The sequence below is a fragment of the Roseomonas rosulenta genome (genome assembly GCF_016106005.1).
In the GTDB taxonomy this organism is placed as follows: domain Bacteria; phylum Pseudomonadota; class Alphaproteobacteria; order Acetobacterales; family Acetobacteraceae; genus Neoroseomonas; species Neoroseomonas rosulenta.
In genome coordinates, this window is sequence record NZ_JACADR010000045.1 from 1 (window position 1) to 22,543 (window position 22,543).

General features: G+C 69.6%; 28 protein-coding genes. 16 read left to right on the forward strand and 12 right to left on the reverse strand.

From position 1 onward, the window contains the following. Window positions 1-164: 164 nt before the first annotated feature. Window positions 165-866, reverse strand: coding sequence for a VIT1/CCC1 transporter family protein (locus HW578_RS08425; protein ID WP_198370108.1), 702 nt, complete (start codon window positions 864-866; stop codon window positions 165-167). 69 nt (window positions 867-935) lie between these two features. Continuing rightward, the gene (locus HW578_RS08430; RefSeq protein ID WP_198370109.1) at window positions 936-1,526 is read right to left on the reverse strand and encodes a cytochrome b/b6 domain-containing protein; all 591 of its coding nucleotides are present in this window, start codon (window positions 1,524-1,526) and stop codon (window positions 936-938) included. Between the two features lie 241 nt (window positions 1,527-1,767). Here HW578_RS08430 and HW578_RS08435 point away from each other — a divergent pair, with 241 nt between their 5' ends. The 6 genes from HW578_RS08435 to HW578_RS08460 all read left to right on the forward strand — a co-directional run bounded on the left by HW578_RS08435 (window position 1,768) and on the right by HW578_RS08460 (window position 7,521). Then, window positions 1,768-2,133, forward strand: coding sequence for an OsmC family protein (locus HW578_RS08435; RefSeq protein ID WP_232478793.1), 366 nt, complete (start codon window positions 1,768-1,770; stop codon window positions 2,131-2,133). A 28-nt stretch (window positions 2,134-2,161) separates the two neighbouring features. Beyond that, the gene (locus HW578_RS08440; RefSeq protein ID WP_198370111.1) at window positions 2,162-3,349 is read left to right on the forward strand and encodes an acetyl-CoA C-acetyltransferase; all 1,188 of its coding nucleotides are present in this window, start codon (window positions 2,162-2,164) and stop codon (window positions 3,347-3,349) included. A 74-nt stretch (window positions 3,350-3,423) separates the two neighbouring features. Further along, complete coding sequence (locus tag HW578_RS08445) at window positions 3,424-3,720, forward strand: ArsR/SmtB family transcription factor (RefSeq protein WP_198370112.1); 297 nt, start codon at window positions 3,424-3,426, stop codon at window positions 3,718-3,720. After that, on the forward strand, window positions 3,717-4,760 hold the full coding sequence (locus HW578_RS08450; RefSeq protein WP_198370113.1) for a permease: 1,044 nt from the start codon (window positions 3,717-3,719) through the stop codon (window positions 4,758-4,760). Before HW578_RS08445 ends, HW578_RS08450 begins: the two co-directional genes overlap by 4 nt. A gap of 12 nt (window positions 4,761-4,772) precedes the next feature. Beyond that, window positions 4,773-5,009 carry a thioredoxin family protein gene (locus tag HW578_RS08455; RefSeq protein WP_198370114.1) on the forward strand — a complete coding sequence of 79 codons (237 nt, stop codon included), beginning with the start codon at window positions 4,773-4,775 and terminating at the stop codon, window positions 5,007-5,009. Window positions 5,010-5,046: 37 nt separating this feature from the next. Continuing rightward, window positions 5,047-7,521 carry a heavy metal translocating P-type ATPase gene (locus HW578_RS08460; RefSeq protein WP_198370115.1) on the forward strand — a complete coding sequence of 825 codons (2,475 nt, stop codon included), beginning with the start codon at window positions 5,047-5,049 and terminating at the stop codon, window positions 7,519-7,521. A 155-nt stretch (window positions 7,522-7,676) separates the two neighbouring features. Here HW578_RS08460 and HW578_RS08465 read toward each other — a convergent pair whose 3' ends face one another. The 3 genes from HW578_RS08465 to HW578_RS27750 form a co-directional block, all read right to left on the reverse strand. Beyond that, a complete protein-coding gene (locus HW578_RS08465) occupies window positions 7,677-8,156 on the reverse strand; it encodes a DUF3592 domain-containing protein (RefSeq protein WP_198370116.1) in 480 nt (159 codons plus the stop codon). 36 nt (window positions 8,157-8,192) lie between these two features. Continuing rightward, complete coding sequence (locus HW578_RS08470; RefSeq protein WP_198370117.1) at window positions 8,193-8,333, reverse strand: hypothetical protein; 141 nt, start codon at window positions 8,331-8,333, stop codon at window positions 8,193-8,195. A gap of 109 nt (window positions 8,334-8,442) precedes the next feature. Further along, complete coding sequence (locus HW578_RS27750; protein ID WP_232478794.1) at window positions 8,443-8,994, reverse strand: DNA methyltransferase; 552 nt, start codon at window positions 8,992-8,994, stop codon at window positions 8,443-8,445. Window positions 8,995-9,321: 327 nt separating this feature from the next. Here HW578_RS27750 and HW578_RS08485 point away from each other — a divergent pair, with 327 nt between their 5' ends. Together HW578_RS08485 and rsgA are read left to right on the forward strand one after the other, a co-directional pair. Next, the gene (locus tag HW578_RS08485; protein WP_198370118.1) at window positions 9,322-9,849 is read left to right on the forward strand and encodes a hypothetical protein; all 528 of its coding nucleotides are present in this window, start codon (window positions 9,322-9,324) and stop codon (window positions 9,847-9,849) included. Window positions 9,850-9,936: 87 nt separating this feature from the next. Next, window positions 9,937-11,025, forward strand: coding sequence for a ribosome small subunit-dependent GTPase A (gene rsgA, locus HW578_RS08490; RefSeq protein WP_369407852.1), 1,089 nt, complete (start codon window positions 9,937-9,939; stop codon window positions 11,023-11,025). 97 nt (window positions 11,026-11,122) lie between these two features. Here the strand turns inward: rsgA and HW578_RS08495 are convergent, their stop codons facing one another. Together HW578_RS08495 and HW578_RS08500 are read right to left on the reverse strand one after the other, a co-directional pair. Beyond that, the gene (locus HW578_RS08495; protein ID WP_198370120.1) at window positions 11,123-11,554 is read right to left on the reverse strand and encodes a SprT family zinc-dependent metalloprotease; all 432 of its coding nucleotides are present in this window, start codon (window positions 11,552-11,554) and stop codon (window positions 11,123-11,125) included. Continuing rightward, window positions 11,551-12,294 (reverse strand): DUF2786 domain-containing protein, encoded by a 744-nt coding sequence (locus tag HW578_RS08500; protein WP_198370121.1) that lies wholly within the window; start codon window positions 12,292-12,294, stop codon window positions 11,551-11,553. The genes HW578_RS08495 and HW578_RS08500 overlap by 4 nt, the downstream gene beginning before the upstream one ends. Before the next feature lie 237 nt (window positions 12,295-12,531). Between HW578_RS08500 and HW578_RS08505 the strand changes: the two genes are divergently transcribed. Then, window positions 12,532-13,440, forward strand: coding sequence for an acetamidase/formamidase family protein (locus tag HW578_RS08505; RefSeq protein WP_198370122.1), 909 nt, complete (start codon window positions 12,532-12,534; stop codon window positions 13,438-13,440). Here HW578_RS08505 and HW578_RS28565 read toward each other — a convergent pair. Beyond that, a complete protein-coding gene (locus HW578_RS28565) occupies window positions 13,362-13,850 on the reverse strand; it encodes a transposase (RefSeq protein WP_198370123.1) in 489 nt (162 codons plus the stop codon). The genes HW578_RS08505 and HW578_RS28565 overlap by 79 nt on opposite strands. A 287-nt stretch (window positions 13,851-14,137) precedes the next feature. On the opposite strand from HW578_RS28565, the gene HW578_RS08515 reads away from it, so the two are divergent. The 5 genes from HW578_RS08515 to HW578_RS08535 all read left to right on the forward strand — a co-directional run bounded on the left by HW578_RS08515 (window position 14,138) and on the right by HW578_RS08535 (window position 17,910). After that, window positions 14,138-14,740, forward strand: coding sequence for an OsmC family protein (locus tag HW578_RS08515; RefSeq protein ID WP_198370124.1), 603 nt, complete (start codon window positions 14,138-14,140; stop codon window positions 14,738-14,740). Between the two features lie 60 nt (window positions 14,741-14,800). Further along, the gene (locus HW578_RS08520) at window positions 14,801-16,033 is read left to right on the forward strand and encodes an NAD(P)-binding domain-containing protein (RefSeq protein WP_198370125.1); all 1,233 of its coding nucleotides are present in this window, start codon (window positions 14,801-14,803) and stop codon (window positions 16,031-16,033) included. Between the two features lie 17 nt (window positions 16,034-16,050). Next, window positions 16,051-17,196, forward strand: a complete 1,146-nt coding sequence (locus tag HW578_RS08525) for an NAD(P)/FAD-dependent oxidoreductase (RefSeq protein WP_198370126.1) — start codon at window positions 16,051-16,053, stop codon at window positions 17,194-17,196. Then, window positions 17,193-17,636, forward strand: coding sequence for a MaoC family dehydratase (locus HW578_RS08530; protein WP_369407853.1), 444 nt, complete (start codon window positions 17,193-17,195; stop codon window positions 17,634-17,636). Before HW578_RS08525 ends, HW578_RS08530 begins: the two co-directional genes overlap by 4 nt. A 118-nt stretch (window positions 17,637-17,754) precedes the next feature. After that, entirely contained in the window at window positions 17,755-17,910 is a 156-nt protein-coding gene (locus tag HW578_RS08535; protein WP_198370127.1) for a hypothetical protein, read from the forward strand. Here the strand turns inward: HW578_RS08535 and HW578_RS08540 are convergent. Next, entirely contained in the window at window positions 17,895-19,499 is a 1,605-nt protein-coding gene (locus HW578_RS08540; RefSeq protein ID WP_198370128.1) for a winged helix-turn-helix domain-containing tetratricopeptide repeat protein, read from the reverse strand. The two genes, HW578_RS08535 and HW578_RS08540, sit on opposite strands and share 16 nt — an antisense overlap. A 269-nt stretch (window positions 19,500-19,768) precedes the next feature. Here HW578_RS08540 and HW578_RS08545 point away from each other — a divergent pair, with 269 nt between their 5' ends. After that, window positions 19,769-19,930 (forward strand): DUF1127 domain-containing protein, encoded by a 162-nt coding sequence (locus HW578_RS08545; protein WP_198370129.1) that lies wholly within the window; start codon window positions 19,769-19,771, stop codon window positions 19,928-19,930. Beyond that, the gene (locus HW578_RS08550) at window positions 19,918-20,880 is read left to right on the forward strand and encodes a DMT family transporter (protein WP_198370130.1); all 963 of its coding nucleotides are present in this window, start codon (window positions 19,918-19,920) and stop codon (window positions 20,878-20,880) included. Before HW578_RS08545 ends, HW578_RS08550 begins: the two co-directional genes overlap by 13 nt. A gap of 121 nt (window positions 20,881-21,001) precedes the next feature. On the opposite strand, the gene HW578_RS28570 is transcribed toward HW578_RS08550, so the two are convergent. The 3 genes from HW578_RS28570 to HW578_RS08565 form a co-directional block, all read right to left on the reverse strand. Next, window positions 21,002-21,337, reverse strand: a complete 336-nt coding sequence (locus HW578_RS28570; protein ID WP_408906246.1) for a hypothetical protein — start codon at window positions 21,335-21,337, stop codon at window positions 21,002-21,004. 15 nt (window positions 21,338-21,352) lie between these two features. Continuing rightward, window positions 21,353-21,613, reverse strand: a complete 261-nt coding sequence (locus HW578_RS28575; protein WP_198370131.1) for a transposase — start codon at window positions 21,611-21,613, stop codon at window positions 21,353-21,355. Window positions 21,614-21,670: 57 nt separating this feature from the next. Next, the coding region (locus HW578_RS08565) for a LysR family transcriptional regulator (RefSeq protein WP_198370132.1) at window positions 21,671-22,543 on the reverse strand (873 nt) is incomplete at its 5' end.

The window sequence follows — 22,543 nt, forward strand, 5'->3', positions numbered from 1 at the left end:
GCGAAGAAGGAAAGCCGTTGAGAGGCGCCGCCCGGGGTGGGGCGAGCCCCACCCCGGGCATCACATGGGTCAGGTTTCGATCGGCGACCCCACGCAAAGCGGGTCAGAATTCAACCGGCGTTGACAGCCGCGCTGATTGCCAACTCCGGCGGTGACCGTGCCGGCTAAACCACCGTGCCGAACAGCGCACCGATGCCGGCGGTCAATGCCATGGCCAGCGCGCCCCAGAATGTCACGCGCGCCGTGGCGCGCAGCACATTGGCCCCGCCCGCTTGAGCCCCGACGGCTCCCAGCACCGCCAGGAAGGCAAGCGAGGCGCCCGAGACGATCCAGACGAGCAGGTGGGTCGGTGCGATGACAACCATCAGCAGGGGCATGGCCGCGCCAACCGCGAAGGTCGCAGCTGAGGTCAGCGCGGCCTGGATGGGCCGCGCGGTGGTGATTTCGGACATCCCGAGTTCATCCTGCGCATGGGCGCCTAGCGCGTCCGTGGCCATCAGCTGTTCGGCGACCTGAAGCGCCAATCCGCGCTCGACGCCGCGGCGGACGTAGATGTCCGCCAGTTCCTCATGCTCGAAGGCGGGGTTGTCCCGCAGTTCCTGGGTTTCCCGAGCGAGGTCGGCCTGTTCCGTGTCGGATTGGGAACTGACCGACACGTACTCGCCGGCCGCCATCGACATCGCGCCTGCGACCAGACCGGCCACGCCGGCGATCAGGATGTCGCTCTGCGTGGCTGCCGCGGCCGCCACGCCGACGATCAGACTGGCGGTGGAGACGATGCCGTCATTCGCCCCCAGCACCGCTGCCCGGAGCCAGCCGATGCGCGAGACCAGATGGCGTTCCGGGTGCAGGTGCAGGCGCGGCATGTGATATCCCTTGCGGTGAGTGCGGCGCCGGCCGAGATCGGGCGGTGCTGCATCGCACCTCCCTTGCCCTCAGGGCGCACGACGCGGGCTAGCTTCACGGGGCTTTGGTGCCGCGAGGAACAGCATGAAGCGCGCCAACGGACGCTTGAACAGAAACAGGTAGGCGACGTGCAATCCGACAATGATCATGAGGACGTTCGATAGTCCCTCATGCAGTTCGCCGGCGATTCCGTGCTCCTGATCTCCAATTCGGAGCTCGGCGCCTCCGCGGCGTTCACGGCCCTCGTCCCGCGCGTGCGCCTCCGTCACCACGACGCTGGCTGCCAAACCTAGCGTCCCTAGCGTCCTGCCGCGATCCATCGCGATACCGCTGGCCGTGGCCAGGATCAGGCAGGCGGCAATGCCGGACAGCAGCGTCTTGCTGATCGCTGGGTGGGTGAAGGCGTTGCCGAGCGTCAGCCCATCGAACTGCGGGTAGAAACGTGACAAGCCCAGTTGCCGAAGACCGGAGAGGGCAGCAATGAGCCGGCCTGCGATGATGACTGCGATCGCGTAACCCAGAACTGCGTGGATCGTGCCCAGTTCGCCTGTCAGAAAGGCGGCAATGACAAGAAGGCCGAGAGCGGCGTGATAGGCCCGTAGGCCCTGCATAATGGACATGTCGATCCTTACGGAGCGCCGCGGAGGTATCGCAGCACGAAAGCCTATATGCCGTCACAGCGCATGTCCTTGCGGGACATCAAGCTTCGTCCTCCCCCCCCGTTCGGACCAGCCAGTCTTTGATTGATCTGTCGCAAGGGAGCACGGCTCGGCACCCGGTATCCATGAGCAGCAGCGGCGAGCGTGAGCCATGCAGTCCTACACGATGTCCGCAACCCGGCTGGACAGCCATGGGACGCGCATGAGCTGCAAGGCCGCGGAACTGCTGGCCGACACCGACCCGGCCGGTCGAACCGATGCCTTCAACCCGGCCGAGCTCCTGCTCGCCTCTGTTGCCGCCTGCATGATGAAGGGCATCGAGCGCGTGACGCCGATGCTCAGCTTCTCTCTGCGTGGCGTGACGATCCACGTGACGGGCGAGCGCCAGGACGCCCCGCCGCGGATGACGCGCATCGACTACGAGATCCTGGTGGACACGGATGAGACCGAACGGCGGCTCGAACTGCTGCACCAGAATGTCCGGAAGTACGGCACGATTTCCAACACCATCGCCCGCGCCGTGCCGCTGAACGGCACGTTGGGGCGTTTAACCACCGCGGCGGGCTGACCTCCGCCAACCAACGAGGACAAGCACCATGGCCCAGCGTGAGATCGTTCTCTGCACCCCGGTGCGCACAGCCCTCGGCACCTTCAACGGCACGCTGAAGGACATGCCTGCCGTGGACCTTGGCGCGGTTGTGATCCGCGCCGCGATGGAGCGCGCGGGGCTCGACCCGACCCGGGTGGATGGCGTGGTGATGGGCAACGTCATCCAGGCCGGCAACAAGATGAATCCGGCCCGCCAGGCCGCGATCGGGGGCGGCGTGCCGGTCGCCGCACCCGCCATGACGGTCAACCGCGTCTGCGGCTCCGGCGCGCAGGCCATCGCGTCCGCCGCCCAGGAGATCCGCCTCGGCGAGGCCGATGTGATGATCGCTGGCGGCATGGAGAACATGGACCGCGCGCCCTACCTGCTGCCGAACGGGCGCTGGGGCATGCGCATGGGCGACGGGCAGGTGCTGGACAGCATGCTGCTGGACGGGCTGAACGATGCCTTCTCCGGTGAGCATTCGGGCTGGCACACCGAGGACCTCGTCACCAAGCTGCAGATATCCCGCGCCGATCAGGATGCCTGGGCGCTGCGGTCGCAGACGCGGTTCTCCGCCGCCCAGGCGGCCGGGTTGTTCGAGGCAGAGATCACGCCGGTGCAGGTGCCCAGCCGCAAGGGCCCCGTCGCCTTCGTGAAGGATGAGCATAACCGGCCGGACACCACGGCCGAATCCCTGGCGAAGCTGCGGCCCGCCTTCCGCAAGGACGGCAGCATCACCGCCGGCAACGCACCGGGGCTGAACACGGGCGCTGCGGCGATGGTGGTGGCCGAACGGGGCGCAGCCGAGCGGCTGGGCCTGAAGCCGATCGCGCGGCTGGTGTCGGCTGGATTGGGAGCGGTGGAGCCCGGGATGTTCGGTCTTGGCCCGGTCCCCGCCGTGAAGCGTGCCCTGGAACGGGCCGGCTGGACCGCAGCGGACATCGAGCGCGCCGAGATCAACGAGGCCTTCGCGGCGATTGCCCTCGCGGTCATGCGCGAGACGGGGCTGCGTGAGGAAGCGGTGAACCCCGAGGGTGGCGCGATCGCCCATGGCCACCCGATCGGTGCCAGCGGTGCGGTGCTGACCACGCGGCTGCTGCATGGCATGGCGCGCGCGGGTCAGACGCGCGGGCTGGTCACGCTGTGCATCGGCGGGGGGCAGGGGATCGCGCTCTGCCTTGAGCGGATCGCCTGACCCGCGCCACGCATGGCAGTTACGCGATAAACGAGGCCTCGTGCATATGCGCATGAGCGCATAAGATTGCGTCCATGCACGATCCCGTCGCCCTCCTGGCCGCCCTGGCCGAGCCCACCCGCCTCTCCGCCCTGCGCCTGCTGCGCGACGGACGCGAACACTGCGTCTGTGAACTCATGGATCTGCTCGGCGCCAGCCAGTCGCGGATGTCCCGCCACATGGTGACACTGCGCCAGGCAGGGCTGGTGGTGGACCGGCGCGATGCGCAATGGGTCCGCTATCGGCTGAACCCCACTATGCCCGCCGCGGTAGGCCGCCTTCTCGAGGCCGCGCTCGAGCTTCCCCTCCGTCAGGAAAGCCTCGCCGCATGAGCGCCGCCACCCTCCGCCCGCCCTCGGCGCTGCCCCGGCTGGCCGGCACCTTGGCTGGCTTGGCGGCCTGGGCCGCGCTCTACAGCCAGTTGATTCCGTTCTCCGACTGGGCGGTGTCGCTGCTGCCGGTGGACCCGGCGAGCCATCTCGGTCAGTTGATCACCTTCTTCCTCTACGACACACCGAAGGTGCTGCTGCTGCTGACGTTGGTGGTCTTCGCCATGGGCGTGGTGCGTTCCTTTTTCTTGCCGGAGCGCACGCGCGCGCTGCTGGCCGGGCGGCGTGCGGGGGTGGGCAATGCCATGGCGGCTTCGCTCGGCATCGTCACGCCCTTCTGCTCCTGCTCGGCGGTGCCTCTGTTCATTGGCTTCGTGTCGGCCGGCGTGCCGCTCGGCGTGACCTTCTCCTTCCTGATCGCGGCGCCCATGGTGAACGAGGTGGCGCTTGGGCTGCTGTTTGCGCTGCTCGGTTGGAAGGTCGCGCTGACCTATCTCGTCTTCGGCCTGGGCATTGCCATCACCGCGGGCTGGGTGATTGGCAAGCTCCAGTTGGAAGGCTGGCTGGAGCCGTGGGTCCTGAAGATCCACGCCGGCACCGCGGACCTGCCGGACGTGACCGTCACCTGGCCCGACCGCATCCGCGCAGGCCTCGACGCGGTGAAGGAGATCGTCGGCCGCGTCTGGTACTGGATCATCGCCGGCATCGCCGTGGGCGCGCTGATCCACGGCTACGCGCCGGAGGAATTGCTCGCCTCGATCATGGGCAAGGATGCCTGGTGGTCGGTCCCGGCCGCCGTGCTGGTTGGCGTGCCGATGTATTCCAACGCCGCCGGGATCATCCCGGTGGTTGAGGCGCTGCTCGGCAAGGGTGCCGCGCTCGGCACGGTGCTCGCCTTCATGATGTCGGTGATCGCGCTGTCGCTGCCGGAGATGATCATCCTGCGCAAGGTGCTGTCGGTGAAGCTGATCGCCGTCTTCGTCGGCGTGGTCGCGACCGGCATCCTCGCCGTGGGCTTCCTGTTCAACCTGCTTTTCGCCTGAAGGAGTACGACCATGAAGAACGTGAAGGTACTCGGCCCGGGCTGCAAGCGCTGCGATGCGGCGGTGCAGATGGTGAAGGATGCGGCCGCGAAGGCGGGCGTGGAGGTCTCCGTTGAGAAGGTGACCGACTACGCCGAGATCGCCGGCTACGGTATCGCCTCGACACCCGGCCTGGTTGTGGATGGCAAGGTGGTCCACGCCGGCGGCCTGCCGAAGGCCGAGGATGTCGCGCGCTGGATCACGGCGTGACAAGGGCGGCGGCGCGGCACCCACCGCCCCCCCGCCGATGAGCATCACTCAGGCGAAGCGCCTCAGGCTCGACCTCGGTATCCTCCTGCCTGACGCGCCCGGAGAAGCCGATGCCTGCGTCGGGCGCCTGATCAACGACCTGAACTGCCGTGACGGGATTGGGGAGGCCCATGTCGTCCCTGCCTCGGGCGAGCATCCCGCCCAGCTGTGCATCCACTACGATCCCGGCGTGGCGAGCCTGGCGCGCGTGCGGGAAATCGCCGAAAGCGCCGGCGCTGAGCTGACACAGCGCTTCGGCCATGTCCTGTGGAACGTGGAAGGTCTGCAGGACGAACGCCGCGCCCGCACCGTCACCGATATGCTGTCTCGACTGCCCGGCGTCATGGAGGCGGATGCGTCGCCAGCCGGGCCCGTGCGGATCGAGTTCGATCGGACGGCCACCTCCGAGGCTGTGCTCCGCAACGCGCTGGGCGGCATGGGCGTCTCGGCAGGAGGCGGCGCAGCGCAGCGGATGCCCGACGCCGACCATGAGCATGAGCATGAGCATGAGCATGAGTATGAGCACGGCGGTCCCTTCGGCGCGAACTCAGAACTGATCTTCGCGCTGCTCAGCGGGGCGCTGTTGATCGCGGGCTATGTGGCCTCCTGGCTGCCTGCCGCGCCGGCCTGGATGCCGGTGGCGCTCTACGTCGGCGCCTATGTCTTCGGCGGCACCTACACGCTGCGCGAGGCGATCGACACCATCCGCCTCGGCCGCTTCGAGATCGACACACTCATGCTGGTGGCCGCGGCAGGCGCTGCCGCGCTGGACAAATGGGCTGAGGGCGCGCTGCTGCTCTTCTTGTTCAGCATCGGCCACGCACTCGAACACTACGCCATGGGCCGTGCGCGACGCGCGATCGAAGCCCTGGCCGACCTCGCCCCGCCGACCGCCGAATTGCGCCGTGGCGGCGCGGTTCGCGAGGTGCCCGTTGCCGAGCTGAAGATCGGGGACACGATCATCGTACGGCCGAACACCCGCATACCGGCCGATGGCTTCGTGATCCTCGGCGAGAGTAGCGTCGACCAGGCGCCGATCACCGGCGAGAGCGTGCCGGTGGACAAGCGCGCGGTCGAGGATGCCGCGCGCGCCGCGCTGCGGCCCGAGGGGCTGCTGGCGGAGAACCGCATCTATGCGGGCACCATCAATGGCGCCGGCGCACTGGAGGTGCAGGTCATTCGCCTCGCCGCGGATACCTCGCTCGCGCGGCTGGTGCGGATGGTGAATGAGGCGGAGGCGCAGAAATCGCCTACCCAGCGATTCACGGACAGGTTCGAGCGCATCTTCGTGCCGGTGGTGCTGGCCTCGGTCTTCGTGCTGCTCTTCGCCTTTGTCCTGATCGACGAGAGCTTCGGCGAGAGCTTCTATCGCGCCATGGCGGTGCTGGTCGCGGCCAGCCCTTGTGCGCTCGCCATCTCGACGCCGAGTGCGGTGCTGTCCGGCATCGCACGTGCCGCGCGCGGTGGCGTGCTGGTGAAGGGTGGCGGGCCGCTGGAGAACCTGGGCAAGCTGGGTGCCATCGCCTTCGACAAGACCGGCACGCTCACCGAGGGCAAGCCGCGTGTGACCGACGTGCTGCCGGCAGCCGGCGTCCACGCGCAGGACCTGCTGATGGTCGCAATGGCCGTCGAGGCGCTGAGCGACCATCCGCTCGCCGCCGCCGTCGTCCGCGATGGGCGGGCGCAGATCGGTGCTGGCGTCACGGTGCCTGAAGCCACGGACCTGCGCAGCATCACCGGACGCGGCCTGACAGCGCGGATCGGCGAGGATGCGGTTGTCGTCGGCAAGGCCGCGTTGTTCGCGGAAATCGAGGGGCCTCCTGTCCCGACGGAGGTCCAGGCCATGATCGCTGGCCTGCAGGAACGTGGTCGCACCACGATGGTCGTGCGGCGAGGCGAGCAGTATCTCGGTGCCGTCGGCCTGATGGACACGCCGCGCGAAGCCGCCGCGGTGGTGATCCTGCGCCTGCGCACGCTCGGCATCGCCCGCATGGTCATGATGTCGGGCGATAACAGCCGCGTCGCTGAGGCGGTGTCCCAGCAGGTCGGGCTGGACGAAGCCTGGGGTGACCTGATGCCGGAGGACAAGGTCGCCGCCATCCGGCGCTTCCGGGCGGAGCAGGAGGTGGCCATGGTGGGCGACGGCGTGAACGACGCGCCCGCCATGGCGCATGCGACGGTGGGTATCGCCATGGGCGCCGCGGGATCCGACGTGGCGCTGGAAACCGCGGATGTGGCCCTGATGGGCGATGACCTGACACGCCTGCCCTTCATCATAGGGCTGAGTCGCAGCACGAACCGCATCATCCGCCAGAACCTTTGGATCAGCCTGGGCATGGTGGCGGTGCTGGTGCCAGCGACGTTGTTCGGGCTGCAACTCGGCGCGGCAGTGGTCTTCCACGAAGGATCGACGCTCATGGTCGTGGCGAACGCCCTGCGTCTCCTTGCCTACCGCGATCCGACCGAGACGTGAGGTCGCAGGGTTCCCATGTGTGAGCTGTTCGCACACGCTCGGACGCTGAACGAACGGGGTGTCCCCATACCACGCGGTGCCGGCGCCTGGACGCACACCACCGTCGCCAGGGCGCTCGCGCGTTCAGCGACGGCTTCGACGGCGCCCCCGTTCGGCTAGATGGGCCGTCGAAGCGGCCGCCCCGCAAACAGGCCCCAGGCGGACAGCAGCGCTACAACGGCCGAAGATCCGCCCAGGATCCAGGGCGTGAGCCCTGGTCCGTTCGCCAGAGCGTCGGCCAAATGGACAATGAATGGATCGGCAGGGTCGTAGCGCAACCGGACAGCTTGCCCGGCGACCATGGCCTCGCGGTCAAGCGGATCGACCGCCGCTGTGACAACAACGCGGCCTTCGGCGGTGCGGAAGCTTACGATTGGATAGTAGCTGGTGACGCGTCCGCGCCCTGTGGATTGCATCTCACGAAAGCGTCCCGTCATGCGGCCCTCGACGGATACGCCGCTCGACACCAGGCGCGCATGATCCCGATACGTCGACCAGGCACCATATCCGAGCGCGACCGCGATCAGCAGCCCGAGGATGAAGATGCGACGCTTGGGAGGCGGTCTCGCGACAGGTTGCCGGCTGGTCACCATCATGGCCCTCCCTCGGTCGCGCGATCATCACACATGCCGCTACGACGGGCGACGCCAGCGGTTGCGCAGCGTCTTCGCGTCGATCTCGAGGAAGGTCGCGATATCGACATGCGGCACGCCGAACCCGGCCATGGCCTTCACCGTCCGCCGCTGGTCCGGGGTGGGGTCATACCGCCGCATGGCGGGCCTCCGTGGGGCTGGCAAGCGCGGCGCCAGCCGGGCCATGGGCCAGGCCGTTGAACCGCACCCCGTCGCCTTCCCGCACCGCCTCCTGGCCCGTGAAGGCCTCTCATCGCGCAACGGCGATGTCCACGTAGGCGGGGGACAACTCGATGGCGTGGCAGGCGCGGCCCGTCATCTCGGCAGCGATGATGGTGGTGCCCGAATCGGAGAACGGCGCGTAGACCGCCTGGCCGGGCGAGGAGTTGTTCTCGATCGGTCGGCGCATGCACTCCACCGGCTTCTGGGTACCGTGCGCGGTCTCGGCGTCCTCCGACCGCCCGCTGATCTGCCACAGCGTCGTCTGCTTGCGATCGCCGGTCCAATGGCCCTGGCCGCGTACCGCGTACGCGACCTGGTTGGTGGTGCCGATGAACACGCACTGCCTGGGCTCGATCACTTCCAGGCGTCCATAGCTAGGCCTGTAGCGCTCGGTGTCGCGCGTCACGAAGGCCTTCAGCGCCGCGGCCTCCGGGGAGAGAATGGCCCTGGGGAGACGGAAAAGCCGGTCGTCCCGACCTCGAAGTATCAAGCCAACCCGCGAGAACGCGGCGAAAAGCCACGTGTAGCCGCGCCGGCGGCCAAACAGAGAATGAGATTGGAAGTCCGACTTGAGCTCCAATACCCTTCCCCACAACCTGTCTTTCCCGCACAGTGCACCGCGCCGAGGCGCAGGTTTGGGCGTGGTTTGCGCGCGAACCTCGCTCGTTCGACGGCGCAACCACCGCCGAATTCGGTCAGCACAGAGCCGAGAGTCTCCGAAGCTTGAGGGTAGGCCGATTCTTCCCTCAATCTTAACTCGTTGAAATAGGAACGCTTTTTCGGCCGCCGCTGCTGGATTTCAGCGATCCGACTGCCTCAGCAATCTTTCGTTTCTGCGAATCGTCGAACGCACATCAAGGTTCCGCCTGCGCGAACGCGCCGCCTCCCCTCGTGACACTGGACGACCATGGACGACAAAGACCACGTCTTCGCCCGCTTCAAGGACGACAAGCCCGCCGCCTCCGATCGACGGGAGATGCTCAGCATCCCGCGCAGGGGCAGCGCCATGGGAAGCCGGGCCGTCGAGGTCGTGCACGTGCGATCGAATGGCGCACCGACGGGCAAGGCTCGGCCCCGGCGTCTGACGTTCACCGATCGCGCCGCGACGTGGGAGAACGGGTTTCCCGCCAGGCCTCCGGCGCAGCTTCCGGCCATGGCTGATGCAGAAGGGCCCGCGAGGGCAGAGCCGGTCACGCATGTGATGCCGATGTGGGAGCCGACAGCGGTTGCGGCCGAGGTGACCACGCCGCCTGGTGACGAAGCGCCGGCCGCTGCGGCAGTGGAGGCAAGCTTTCCGGGGCAGCGCAAGTCAGCGAGACGCGTCGCCGATCCGTTCGACGCCTCCGACGACCACGCGAACTGCATGCGCTGCGGCTATGCGATCGAACCGACGCGCGAAAAGCGCGGACTGATGACTTGCTCGGAGTGCGGGTAGATCGAACGGACACTCCCGCGTGTGCCTGATCAGGGCCGACCAAAGCAGCGGCGTGCCGCCCGATCGGTGCTAGACTGCCCGCCCCATGTGGAAGTGCCGCTTTTGATCGAACAGTTTGGCTGGTCAGATGCGCTGCGACTGGCATTCGAGCCGCATGCGCGAGCCGGCTGCATCCCTGGCCGCATCATCGTCCAGCAGCGACTGGCGAACCTGGTCGCGACGGATGTCGGCACGCTGAGCGCGAAGCTCTCCGGACGCATGCGTCACGAGGCTCGGGAGGCGGGCCATCCCGCCGCCGGCGACTGGGTGGCTTTGTCTGCGAACGACGGCGAAGGGACAGCCACCATCCATGCCGTCCTGCCTCGTCGCACGGCCTTCGTGCGTCGGGCGGCCGACAGCGTGCAGACACTGCAGGTTATCGCCGCCAACATCGACGTCGTTTTCGTCGTCACCTCGATGAACGCCGACCTCAATCCGCGGCGGCTTGAGCGCTTCCTCGCGGCCGCCTGGCAGAGCGGTGCGCGGCCCGTGGTGGTCCTGACCAAGGCCGACCTGTGCGAGCAACCCGAGGCTGAGGCCGCGGAGATCGCCACCCTGGCGGCGGGCTGCCCCGTGCTCATTGTTTCGGTGCGCCAGGGCCTCGGCCTGGGCGGCCTTATGGATCACATCAAGCCGGGCGAGACCTGTGTGCTGATCGGCTCATCGGGCGTCGGCAAATCGACCCTGGTGAATGCCCTGCTGGGCGAGGAGCGGATGGCGACCCAGGACATCCGCGCGGCGGATGCCCGGGGGCGTCACACGACCAGCCATCGCCAGCTCGTGCTGCTGCCTGGCGGAGGGCTGCTCCTGGACACGCCCGGCATCCGCGAACTGGGCCTGGTCGATGCGGATGAGGGTCTCAGCACGGTCTTCGACGACATAGAGCAGCTGGCCCGGGATTGCCGGTTTCGCGACTGCGGGCACGATACCGAACCCGGTTGCGCGGTGCGCGGCGCGCTGGACGCGGGCCGCCTCGATGCCGACCGCTGGACGCATTTCCAGAAGCTGAGTCGGGAACTGGCGGCGTCGGGGCTGACGAAAGACCGAATGGCGCAGGAGGTCGAACGCCGTCGCCTGGCTGCGCAGCAGAAGGCGTATCAATCCGCGAAGAAGGATCTGCGAGATCCGGTCTGCTGAACACCGTCGACAATTGAGGCGCACATCCTCCGCCAGGAACACGGGCATCATCCTGCCGAAGATCCTCTGAGCCACCGCGCCGCGCGCGGCACCCGCCTCAGCCCCGATCGAGGAAGGCGGGCCTCGCATCCGGGTTCCACTGGACCCCGTCGGCCGCGAGCGTCTCAGTCAACATCGCCCGATCCAGGCGGCAATGCCGCACAAGCAGGCGGACATAGGTGCCCACGAAGTCGGGACCGTGGCCGTCGCCCCTGCCCTCCGCGGTGCTGGTCAGCGCATGCGCGATCTCGTGCAGCAGGACCCAACTCGGCAGGCTCGCCGGCGCCTCGATCGCCAGGCGGCTTCCGGTCGCGAGCGTGGCCCGGGATGCCTTGCGCGGCCGCACGCGCGGCGGCCATCGCAGGCCCTCCTCCGCCCAGACATGGTCGACGATCGCCTGCATCCGTTCGAACGGCACCACCGAGCGGTCCAGCGGCGCGACGACCCGGTTCTCCCAGGTGTAGAGCCGCCGGTCGCGCGCGCTCGTCATCGCGGCCGGCGCGGCAGCGATGGCGCACCGCCCGCGCCATTGACCGGCCGCTCGAGATTGACGCGCCCGCCGGCTTCCATCCCGGTCCGATAGGCCGTCCCGTCCCGCACGGTGCGCGTCGTGTAGCTCGTCCGCAGCCGGATCCCGAGTTCGCGGAAGCCTTCGGCGATGAGACGCTGCTTCACCAGGACCAGGGCGGTGCCCGACGCGGCCGGCGTCCTGGCCGCCGCCTCCGCTGCGCGGCGATGCGCGGCGAGGTCCGCGATGCGCTTCGACACGCGCTCGGCGAAGCCGTAGCGGAAGCTGCGGAGCCGGTTCTGCGGCGTCGCACGGCCCTGCCGATAGGCGTCGCTCGCGCGAAACGCCGCCTCCTCATGGTCGACCGCGCGCGCCACGACCTGCAACAGGTACTCCGCCATCAGCACATCCGGCTCGAGCCCGTAGAAGACGAAGGTGTTCCGTCCGACCATCCAGCCCTTGGTCTCGGTCAGCTCGATGATCGGCAGGAAGATCGAGCCGAGCGCCTGCAGGCGCGGACCGCTGAACACGCTCTGACGCTGGATGCAGGCCTCCTGCCGGAGTTCCACCTCCGACATCGACAGGCCATAGATCTCAAGAAGTTCGCCGATCTTCTGGGCGGCGGCGAGGGCCTCCGCCTCCGAGCAGCCGCGATCCACCGTGCGCGCCGCCAGGGCGCGGATCCGGCCCTTCACCCTGTCGAGTTCCGTCTGCTGGCTCACTGCCCCTGCGCCCCGTTCGCGTGACGTGATTGCCGGTCCACCGCGCGCCCTTCCCCTCGCGGTGCGGCGCGCTCCATCGCCGACCGCCGCCGATGTTGGCTGCGCATGCGCCGCGCGCAAGCGTCGGTTCGATCAGCCCCGTAGCTTGACCGCCGCGCGAGCCCGTTCCTAGCGTGCCGCGAGCAGCCTTGGCGCCGACCGGTCGGCCCCTGCCAGCGAGATGTCCCGGAGAGCCCCATGGCCACGCACCGATTCCATCCCACACGATACTTCAACGCGATCGGCGTCGCTGAACCCGTCCTGCGCGTCGCGGATGGCGACACGGTGGTGACCGACACGCTCGACGCGTCCGGCCTCGACGCACGGGAGGTCGCCGTCGCCAAACGCCCGAACCCGATGACCGGCCCGTTCTTCATCGAGGGCGCCGAGCCCGGAGACACGCTTGCCGTGCGGATCGATCGGCTGACACCGAGCCGGGCCACCGGCTGGACCTACTCGCCGCTCGCCCTGACCGTGCTGGACCCGGCCGCGATCGTCGACCGGCCGCCGCCGCAGCGCGCCGTGTGGGACATCGACCGCGAAGCCGGGACGGTGCGCCTGCAGGACAAGGTGACGGGGCTCGAGGATTTCGCGCCGCCGATCCAGCCCATGATCGGCTGCTTCGGGGTCGCGCCGGCGGGCGGTCAGGCGCTGTCCACCGCGACCAGCGCGCAGAATGGCGGCAACATGGACTATCGCCTGTTCGCCCCGGGCACGACGGCCTGGTTTCCCGTCGCCGTGCCGGGCGCGCTCTTTTATCTCGGCGATGGGCACGCCTGCCAGGGCGACGGGGAGATCACCGGCACCGGCGTCGAGACATCCTTCGAGATGGAGGTCACCTTCCGCGTCCTGAAGCGGACGATCGCCTGGCCACGCGGCGAGACGGCCGAAGACATCTTCACCGTCGGCAATGCCAGGCCGCTGGACCAGGCGCTGCAGCACGCCACGACCGAGATGTCGCGCTGGCTGGGCGAGGATTACGGCCTGGACGCCCGCGCCGCGAGCCACCTGATGGGGCAGGTCGTCCGCTACGATGTCGGCAACGTCTTCAATCCCGCCTTCACGGTCGCCTGCCGAATCGCCAAGCGTTGGCTCCAGAAGCGATAGGACTGGACCTCACGCCGTGATCTGGGGCCGCGAGACAACCTCCAGTCCGGCACGTCATGTGAAGTTGACCCGGTTTCGTGGACACCCCGAGGCTTGAGACGGGGGTGTTCGCGGCGCCCAGGTTCAGAGTGCCCCACCCGCCGGGGTTGCGGCGGCAGGTGATGGAGTTGGTCCGGTCGGGACCAGCTCCGCAGGAGCTCGCGCGTGAGTTCGAGCCGAACGCGCAGTGAGTGCGCCAGACGGCACATCTGCGAGGGCAACAGCCCACCGTATGTCTTGCGCCAGATGTAGAACGTCGCCTCCGAGATGCTCGCCTTGCGACAGACCTCGCAGATCGCGGTCCCCTCCTCCGGCTGGTGCAGGACAAACACGATCTGCGCATCCGTGAACTTCGACGTCTTCATCGTCATCCCGCCGTCGCCCAGCCCAACCCTGAACTGGAGTTTTCCAGCTCAGCGCAATCCGAGGAACGGGAGGCAAGAGACGAACAGGCTCCACAGGCCACGCTCCAAAACAACAGCATCTCCAGGATTCCGCAAGGCAATCTCCAAGTCCCGATCGCAGGCCGCGCCTAGGGTTCGCTCACGTCTCAGGGACGGCCCCGGCGCCTGCCGTGGCTCTCCCGCAGGGGCGCGACCACCCAACGCAACCCGGCGCGCGGTCACCCAGCCGCGACGCCGAAACGAGGAGATCCGCCATGAACACCATCACCGTCCCCGTCGAGGCCGCCGCCCCCGCGACGAAGACCGCGAAGCCGCCGCTGAACGGCGTCAACACGCCGGCGCTGCTGGCCACGATCGGCGTCGTCGCCGACCAGCCGGCACTCGCGAAGTTCCAGTTCCGCGCGCAGGGGCAGTGGAAGTCCGGCACGCACATGCAAGGCACGATGCTCGGCTTCGCCGGCGCCGGTGGTGAGCACGTGCACAAGGCCGCGACCGTCGCCCACAGCGACCACCCGGCCGTGCTGTGCGGCGAGGATGAGGGCCCGACTCCCGTCGAATGGATCCTGCACGGCCTCGCCGGCTGCCTCACCGCCGGCATCGCCAACATCGCCGCGGTGCGCGGCGTGACGCTGCATTCGGTCGAGGCCTTCGTCGAAGGCGATGTCGACCTGCGCGGAATCCTCGGCCTGTCGGAGGATGTCCGCAACGGCTTCAGCGACGTGCGCGTCACCTTCAAGGTGAAGGGCGACGCGCCTGCCGAGACGCTGAAGGCCATCGTCGCGCAGGCCAAGGCCCGCTCCGCCGTCTTCGACATCATGACCAATGGCGTGCCGGTCGCCATCGCCGTGGAGGCCTGACGCTCCGGCGGCCGGCGACGCGCCCGAGCGCCGCCGGCCCCATTCCCAGCGGAGGATCCCATGCGGACCACCGACGCCGTCATCATCGGCGCGGGCCAGGCCGGGCTTGCCATGAGCCATTGCCTGGCGGCGCGCGGCATCGATCATATCGTGCTCGAGCGCGGGCGGATCGCCGAGCGCTGGCGCTCCGAGCGCTGGGACAGCCTCCGCCTGCTCACCCCCAATTGGATGAGCCGCCTGCCCGGCTGGTCCTATCGCGGCGACGACCGCGACGGCTTCATGACGATGCCGGAAGTCGTCGGCTACCTCGAGGGCTACGCTGCCGCCGCGCCAGTGATCGAAGGGGTCGCGGTTCGTGCGCTGCATCGTGCACCCGCCGGCTATCGGCTGGAGACGAGCGCCGGCGCTGTCGCGGCCCGCGCCGTGGTGATCGCGACCGGCCAGTGCGACGTACCGCACATTCCCGCCATGGCGGCCGAGCTGCCATCGGCGATCCACCAGGTCACACCCTCGGCCTACCGCAACCCGTCCCTGCTGCCCGACGGCGGCGTGCTGGTCGTCGGTGCCTCCGCCTCCGGCGTGCAGATCGCCGATGAGATCCACCGCTCCGGTCGTCCAGTCACGCTCGCCGTCGGGCGCCACACGCGGCTGCCGCGGCGCTGGCGCGGGCGCGACATCCTCAACTGGATGGATCGCGCCGGCGTGCTCACCCAACCGGCCGAGCAGGTGCGCGATCTTGCCGCCGCCCGCGCCCAGCCCTCGCTGCAGCTGGTCGGCCGGCCGGATCATGCGAGCATCGACCTCGGCACGCTGAGCGCCATCGGCGTGCGCATCGTGGGCCGTGTCGCCGGCATCGCGGCGGGCCGCGTGCTGCTGCGCGACGACCTCGCCGAGACGACCGCCGGCGCGCAGCGCACGCTCGACCGGCTGCTCGACCGGATCGGCGCCATGGCCGATGCCGAGGGCGCGCCGGACGAGGCCCCGCCCGCGCCGCTCACGCTGTTCGAACGGTCGCCATCCGCGATCGACCTCGCGGCCGAAGGCATCCGCACCGTCGTCTGGGCCACGGGCTTCCGGCGTGACTACGCCTGGCTGCGCGTGCCCGTGCTCGATCCGACAGGTGAGATCCACCATGCCGGCGGCGTCACGCCTGCGCCCGGCCTGTTCGTCATCGGCCTGCGGTTCCTGCGCCGGCGCAACTCCAACTTCCTCGACGGCGTCGGCGCCGATGCCGAGGCGCTCGCCGCGGAGGTTCTCGCCCATCTCGCCACCTGTGGCCGCGCGGCGGCCTGAGACAGCGGAGATCCATCATGCACAACACCGATCGCTTCGATGCCGTCGTCGTCGGCGCCCGCTGCGGCGGCGCGGCCGCTGCGATGCTGATGGCGCGCAAGGGGATGCGCGTCCTGGCACTCGACCGCGGTGGCTACGGCACCGACACCCTCTCCACCCACGCGCTGATGCGGGGCGCGGTGATGCTGCTCGCCCGCTGGGGCGTCCTGCCGCGCCTGGTCGAGGCCGGCACGCCGCCGATCCGCCGCACCACCTTCCACTACGGGGAGGAGGCGATCGCGGTGGATCTCCGTCCCGGCGATGGCGTGGAGGCGCTCTATGCCCCGCGTCGCACGCTGCTCGACAGTGCGCTGGTGGACGCGGCCGCGGAGGCGGGCGTGGAGATCCGACACCACCACACGGTCACAGGGCTGCGGCACGATGACGCAGGGCGCGTCGCCGGCGTGATCGCGGTGGACGAGGCAGGGCGGGAGCACGCAATCAACGCCGGCCTGGTGGTCGGCGCGGACGGGACCGGCTCGACCGTCGCGCGGCTGGCCCGGGCACAGGTGCAGCAGGATGCGCGCCATGCCGCGACCTGCCTCTATGGCTATTTCCCCGGCCTGACCGACACCGGCACCCACTGGCACTACGCGCCCGGTGCGGGAGCCGGCTGCATACCGACCAACGCAGGGCGCCACGTCGTCTTCGTATCGGTGCCGCAGGCCCGCTTCGCGGCGGAGTTGCGCGGGGACCGGCTCGACGCCCTGCGTCGGGTGCTGCGGACGGATTTCCCGGCGCTCGCCGCGGAGCTCGGCGACACGCGGCCGGATGGCGACCTCATGGCCTTCGCCGGCCGCAAGGGCTTCCTGCGACAAGCCGCCGGCCCCGGATGGGCGCTCGTCGGCGATGCCGGATACTTCAAGGACCCGATTACCGCGCATGGCATCACCGATGCGCTGCGCGATGCCGCGCTGCTGGCCGAGGCAGCCGCCGAGGGTGGTGACGCCGCCTTCGCCCGCTTCGCCGCGCGGCGCGACGACCTCTCCCTGCCGCTGTTCCGCGTGACCGACGAGATTGCCGGCTACGCGTGGACGCTCGATGAGGTGAAGGCGCTGCACCTCGACCTGAACAAGGCGATGAAGCGCGAAGTCGCCGCCCTGGCCGCGGAGGCGGTGTCGTGAGCGATCCCTGGGCCCGCACCCTCTCCGGCAAGCCGCGCCCCGGCCAGGCAGCGGAACGCACGCGCCGCACCGCCATGGCCGATGTCGAGGCCTTCACCGCCATCACCGGCGATCGCAACCCGCTCCACTATGACGCGGCGCTCGCCGCGGCCTCGCCCTTCGGCGGGCTGATCGTACAGGGCGGCGTGACCTCCGGCCTGCTCAACGCCGTGGTGGCCGAGGACCTGCCCGGCCCCGGCACCGTCTTTCTCGGCGTCGAATGGCGTTTCGTGAAGGCGGTGCGCGTCGGCGAGGAGATCACCGCGCGCGTCGAGGTCGTCACGGTGCGCGACGACAAGCCGATCTGCACGCTGGCCACCACGGTGCGCAACGCGTCGGGCGAGGACTGCCTGACCGGAACCGCCGTGACCTGGACGGCGCCGCTGCGCGGCCCGGCGTGATCTCCAGGACATCTCCAGGCCGGCGCAAGACCTTCTGCAAGCGCCGCGGCGCCAGGATCGCGAGACTTCATCCAGCACCGCCAATCCGGGCGCGAGCACGATCGAAAGGAGACCGAGCATGACCACCATCACCGCCGTGAAGATCGGACCCACCCGCTGGGCCGGCGCCGAATGGTCCCGCCACATCGCCGGCAAGGCGCTGGCCGAGCGCGATGCGAAGCGTGCGCCGCTGACGTGGCTGGATGAACTGGCCGTTCTCTATCCGCCCTGCTGAACCTGCGGCGCGGCGGGCGGGCCTTCCGCAAGGCCCGCCCGCCGCAGCCCGTCCAGGCAGCGCGCGACCAGGCCCTGGTCCGCGCAGAAGAAGAAATCCCCCTCCGCCTGCGTGAGCGTGTAGCCTGGTTCCTTCGCGAGCAGTCCGTCGAGCGCGCGCCGCGCCTCCTCCTCCCGCCCCATCAGCCCGAGCGCCGCGACCAGCATCATGTGCGGCCAGGCCTTGGCGTTCGGGACGCGCGTCGCGCGCCGCGCGCTCTCGACCGCTTCCGGCAGCTCGTTGAGGTCGATATGCGCGAGCGCCCGGGTGGCGTGGAAGCTCGACAGATGCGGATCGCGCGGACTGAGCTGCGCGGCGCGCTCGACATGCGCGATCCCTTCGCGTGCACGTCCGCTCCAGACCTTGGTGCAGCCGAGGGCGAAATGCGCCTGGGCGAAGCTCGGGTTCAGCGCCACCGATTCCTCGAGCAGCGCGATCGCCTCCTCGTAGTCGTGGCGGAAGGCATGCACGCGGCCGAGGACGCAGAGGTTCATGCAGTCCTGCCCATCGAGCCCGACGGCGTTCCGGCTCGCCTGCAGGGCTTCCTCCAGCCGGGCATCCCGTGCTTGACGGTCGCTCACCACGGTCTCCTGCAACAGCACATAGGCAAGGCCGCCATGGGCCCTGGCGAAGCCCGGGTCGAGCTCGATGGCGCGGCGGAACATCGCCTCCGCCTGCGCGAGGCCCGGCTGCGTAAAGCCCCAGAGGTGGAACAGGCCGCGCTGGTAGCAGTCCCACGCACCCAGGCTGACCGGCGGACGGCGCACCGCGGCCTCGCGCTCCAGCCGCGCGAGCTCCGGTTCGATCGCCGCGGCGATCTGCTCCGACATCGCGCGCTGGACCTCGAGCACATCGGCGAGCGGCAGGTCGTAGGTCTCGGACCAGAGCTGCCGCCCGCTCTCGCAGGAGACGAGGTCGGCGCCGAGCCGCACGCGATCGCCATGCTTCGCGACGCTGCCATGCACCATGTAGCGGACGCCGAAGGTAGCGCCGATCTCGCGCGCATCCACCTCCCGTCCGCGGAAGGCGGCCGCGGTATGGCGGCTCAACACGTCCATCCAGCGATGCCGCGCGAGCAGGCGGATCACGTCCTCCGTCAGGCCATAGCTGAAGTAGTCGGTGTCCGGCTCGGCACTATGGTTGGCGAAGGGCAGCACGACGACCGAAGGCCGCGTCGAAGCCTCGCTGCGCGGCGCTTCCTCCGCTGGCGCGGCGGTTGTGTCGGGGGCGTCCTCGGCGACCTGTTCCTGCACCTCGCCCACGAAGCGGAAGCCGCGCTTGTGCACGGTCTTGATCAGCGCCTGGCGCTCGCCATCGTCGCCGATCGCCTTGCGGGCGGCGTTGATGCGGCTGCTGAGCGCGGCCTCGGACACGATCCGCCCGTTCCAGACGACGTCGAGCAGTTCATCCTTGCTCACGACGCGGTCGCGATTGCGCACGAGGTGGAGCAGCAGGTCGAAGACCTGCGGTTCGACATGCACGCGGATGCCGTCGCGCCGCAGTTCCTGCCGGCGCAGGTCCATCTCGTGCCCTGCGAAGTCGATGCGCATTCGGGTTCTCCCCGATCAAGGGGCGCGCGCGGTCGTCGCGGTTCGGGCCAGCACGCGCGGCGCGGCATGTAGCACGGATCGCCGCACTATCGACCGCCACCTGCGGCCACTCAACACCTGTTGTGCTCCAGGTCACGCGGTTCATTGAAATCGAGAGGAAATCTCCAGCCCTCCGCCAGGCCAGCATCAAGCGCCGCGCCGCGCCATCCCGCACAAACGTCCGACCGCGGCACACAGGCCGCGGGCCATCGAGGACAGGAGATTGTGCCATGACGACCATCGGATCCCTGATCGCCGGCCTGATGCGGATGCGCGAACGGGCGCGGGGCCGCCGCCTGCTGCTGGAGATGGATGCCCGCCTGCTGAAGGACATCGGCCTCGACCGGGTCGGTGTCGAGGCGGAGGCCGCCAAGCCCTGGTGGCGGGACTGACGCGCGAGCGTCCCCCGTCGCCGCCACATCCGGAGGCCGCATCCATGTTCACCTCGCCTTCCCTGCCCGGCATTGCCGCCGGGCTTGCCGCCGCCGCGATCTGGGGCGGCGCGCTGGCCGTGACGCGCGTTGGTGTCTCGGGCGAGACGCCGCTCTCGCCCGCTGACATCGCCATGCTCCGCTTCGCGGGGCCGGCGTTGCTGCTGCTGCCGGTGTTGCTCCGCGCTTGGCCGCGTCTGCGCCAGGTGCCGCTCCGGCTGCGGGCAATGCTGCTGCTGGGTGGAGGGGCGCCGTTCGTCCTGCTCGCGGGCAACGGGCTCAGCATCGCGCACGCGGCGGAAGCGGGGGCGCTGCTGCCGGGGACGGTTCCGCTGTGCGTGGCACTCGCCTCCGCTCTGCTCGGGGAGACATTCGGCGCGCTCCGCGTCGCGGGGCTTGCGATGATCGGCAGTGCCGTCCTGGCCGTCGTCGCGCCATCGCTCGGTGCCGGCAGCGAGGCGCAGTGGCAGGGCTACGCGCTGCTGATCCTCGCCGCAGGGCTGTCGGCAGGCTACACGATCGCATTGCGGCGGAGCGGCCTTGGCCCATGGGAAGCGGCCGCGTTCGTCAGTGTCGGTTCGGTCCTTGGCCTCGCGCCGTTCTACATCGTGGCCATGGAGCCGGGCGTGACGGCTGCAACCTGGCATGACATCGGCTGCCAGGCCGCGTTCCAGGGCCTGGCTTCGGGTATCCTGGCGCCGGTTGCCTTCGCCGCGGCCGTACGGCGGCTCGGCGCGTCGCAGGCGGCGGCGTTCGGCAGTCTCAGCCCCGGTGCTGCATGCGCGGGCGGCTTCGCGCTGCTCGGGGAAGTGCCGGCCGGCGCCACGGCGATGGCAGTGATCGTCTCGGGCATCGGGGTCGCGCTGGTGACGCGGCCCCCACCCGGTCGGAAACGGCAACCGCAGGAATGAGCCGCTGGAGGTGATCATGCTTGCGATTGGCGAGGAGTGTATTCCACCCATGCGGCTGGAAAACCTCCTCCAGAAGTCGGCGTTTCCCGTGCCTTTCAGGACGGACCGACAATCGGCCAGGCTATGTCGGGATGCCGCGCGCCTCGGCCGCACGACGCGGCTGTCCGCAGGCGATCCGCGTCGACCAAGGCAGCGCGTTCGTATGACGCGAGCTGGATCTCTGGACGTACCAGCGCGGTGTGGCGCTGGACTTTTCCCGACCCGGCGAACCGATGGCGACAAGGAGCTGGAGCTTGCCCTGCTCGGTCCTGACCTCGGCGATGTCGATGTGAAAGTAGCCGATCGGGCAGGCGCTTGAAGCGCTTGCGGGCGGGCTCGGCGCCATCGGTCTCGGGCTGCGCGAGACGCCGTGGCGCTTGAGCCAGCGATGAAGCGCCGAGTGCGTCGGATGCGGCATGGCGGGCTGCAGGGCCTAGAGACAGTCGTCCAGCGGGAGCAGGGTGTGGCGGCGGAAGGCGACGACGACCGCCTCCTTTTCCGCTGAGAGGGTCGTCACGCGGCTCGGCCGGCCCGGTGCGCCGATCGGCGACATCGCCTCGCGCCGCCACTTGGCGATGGTCTGTGGGTTCACGCCATGATGACGGGCCAAGGCCCTCAGGCTTTCTTGGCTATGACGGATCGCGCGAAGGACCGCCCCAGTCGTGCGGGTGAAGCCGTGCGGAACCTGGCCCATGGCGCATCCCTCCATGCAGGGGAGAGAACTGCACCATCAAAGCCTGGGACCAAGCATCTAGGCTGCCCGTCTCAGCCGCGCCGCGATGCGCGGAACGAAGAAATCGATGAAGGCGCGGACATGCGGCAGGCGGCGCAACGCCTCGCCCGTGACCAGGAAGGCACCGGCGTCGAGCTCAGGCGGCGGCGGAAACAGGCGGATCAGACCCTCCTCCCCGAAGCCACAGGGAAGCCAGCCGATGCCGACACCGGCGCGGATCGCCTCCAGAATGCCGAGCCCGCTGCTCGCGCGATGCGCGATCCGCGCCTTCGGCGCGCGCGCGGCGAGCCAGGCATTGTAGGGCCGGCTATCGATGTAACCGCTGCCGCGCACGATCGCATGGTTGGGGCCCATCTCCTCCACGCGCGCGGGAAGGCCATGCGCCTTCGCATAAGCCTCGCTGCAGAAGAGGCCCATGCGCAGCGTGCCCAGGCGGCGCACGACCAGGCCGGGTTCCTCCGGTGGGCGGCCGAAGCGGAGGCCGATCTCGGCCTCGCCGCGCGTGATGTCGAGCCGTTCCTCCGTTGTCAGCAGCTCGACCTGCACGTTCGGATGCGCGCGGTGGAAGTCCGGCAGTTCGGGCAGCACCCAGAAGCTCGCGGCCATGTCGATGGTGGTGACGCGCAGCGTGCCGGTCGCGCCGCGGTTCAGCGCGGCCGCGGCGTCCGCGAAGCCCGCGGCGGCGCGCTCCATCGCCTCGGCCGCCGGCAGAAGGGCCTGGGCGGCAGGCGTGGGGCGATAGCCGTCCTGCCGTCGCTCGAACAGCGTCTGGCCCAGCGCCTCCTCCAGCGCCGCGACGCGGCGCGCCGCCGTGGCCTGGCCGATGCCGAGCGCCTTCGCCGCGCCCAGCGTCGAGCCTCGCCGCGCCGCGGGCAGGGAGAGGCGCAGGAT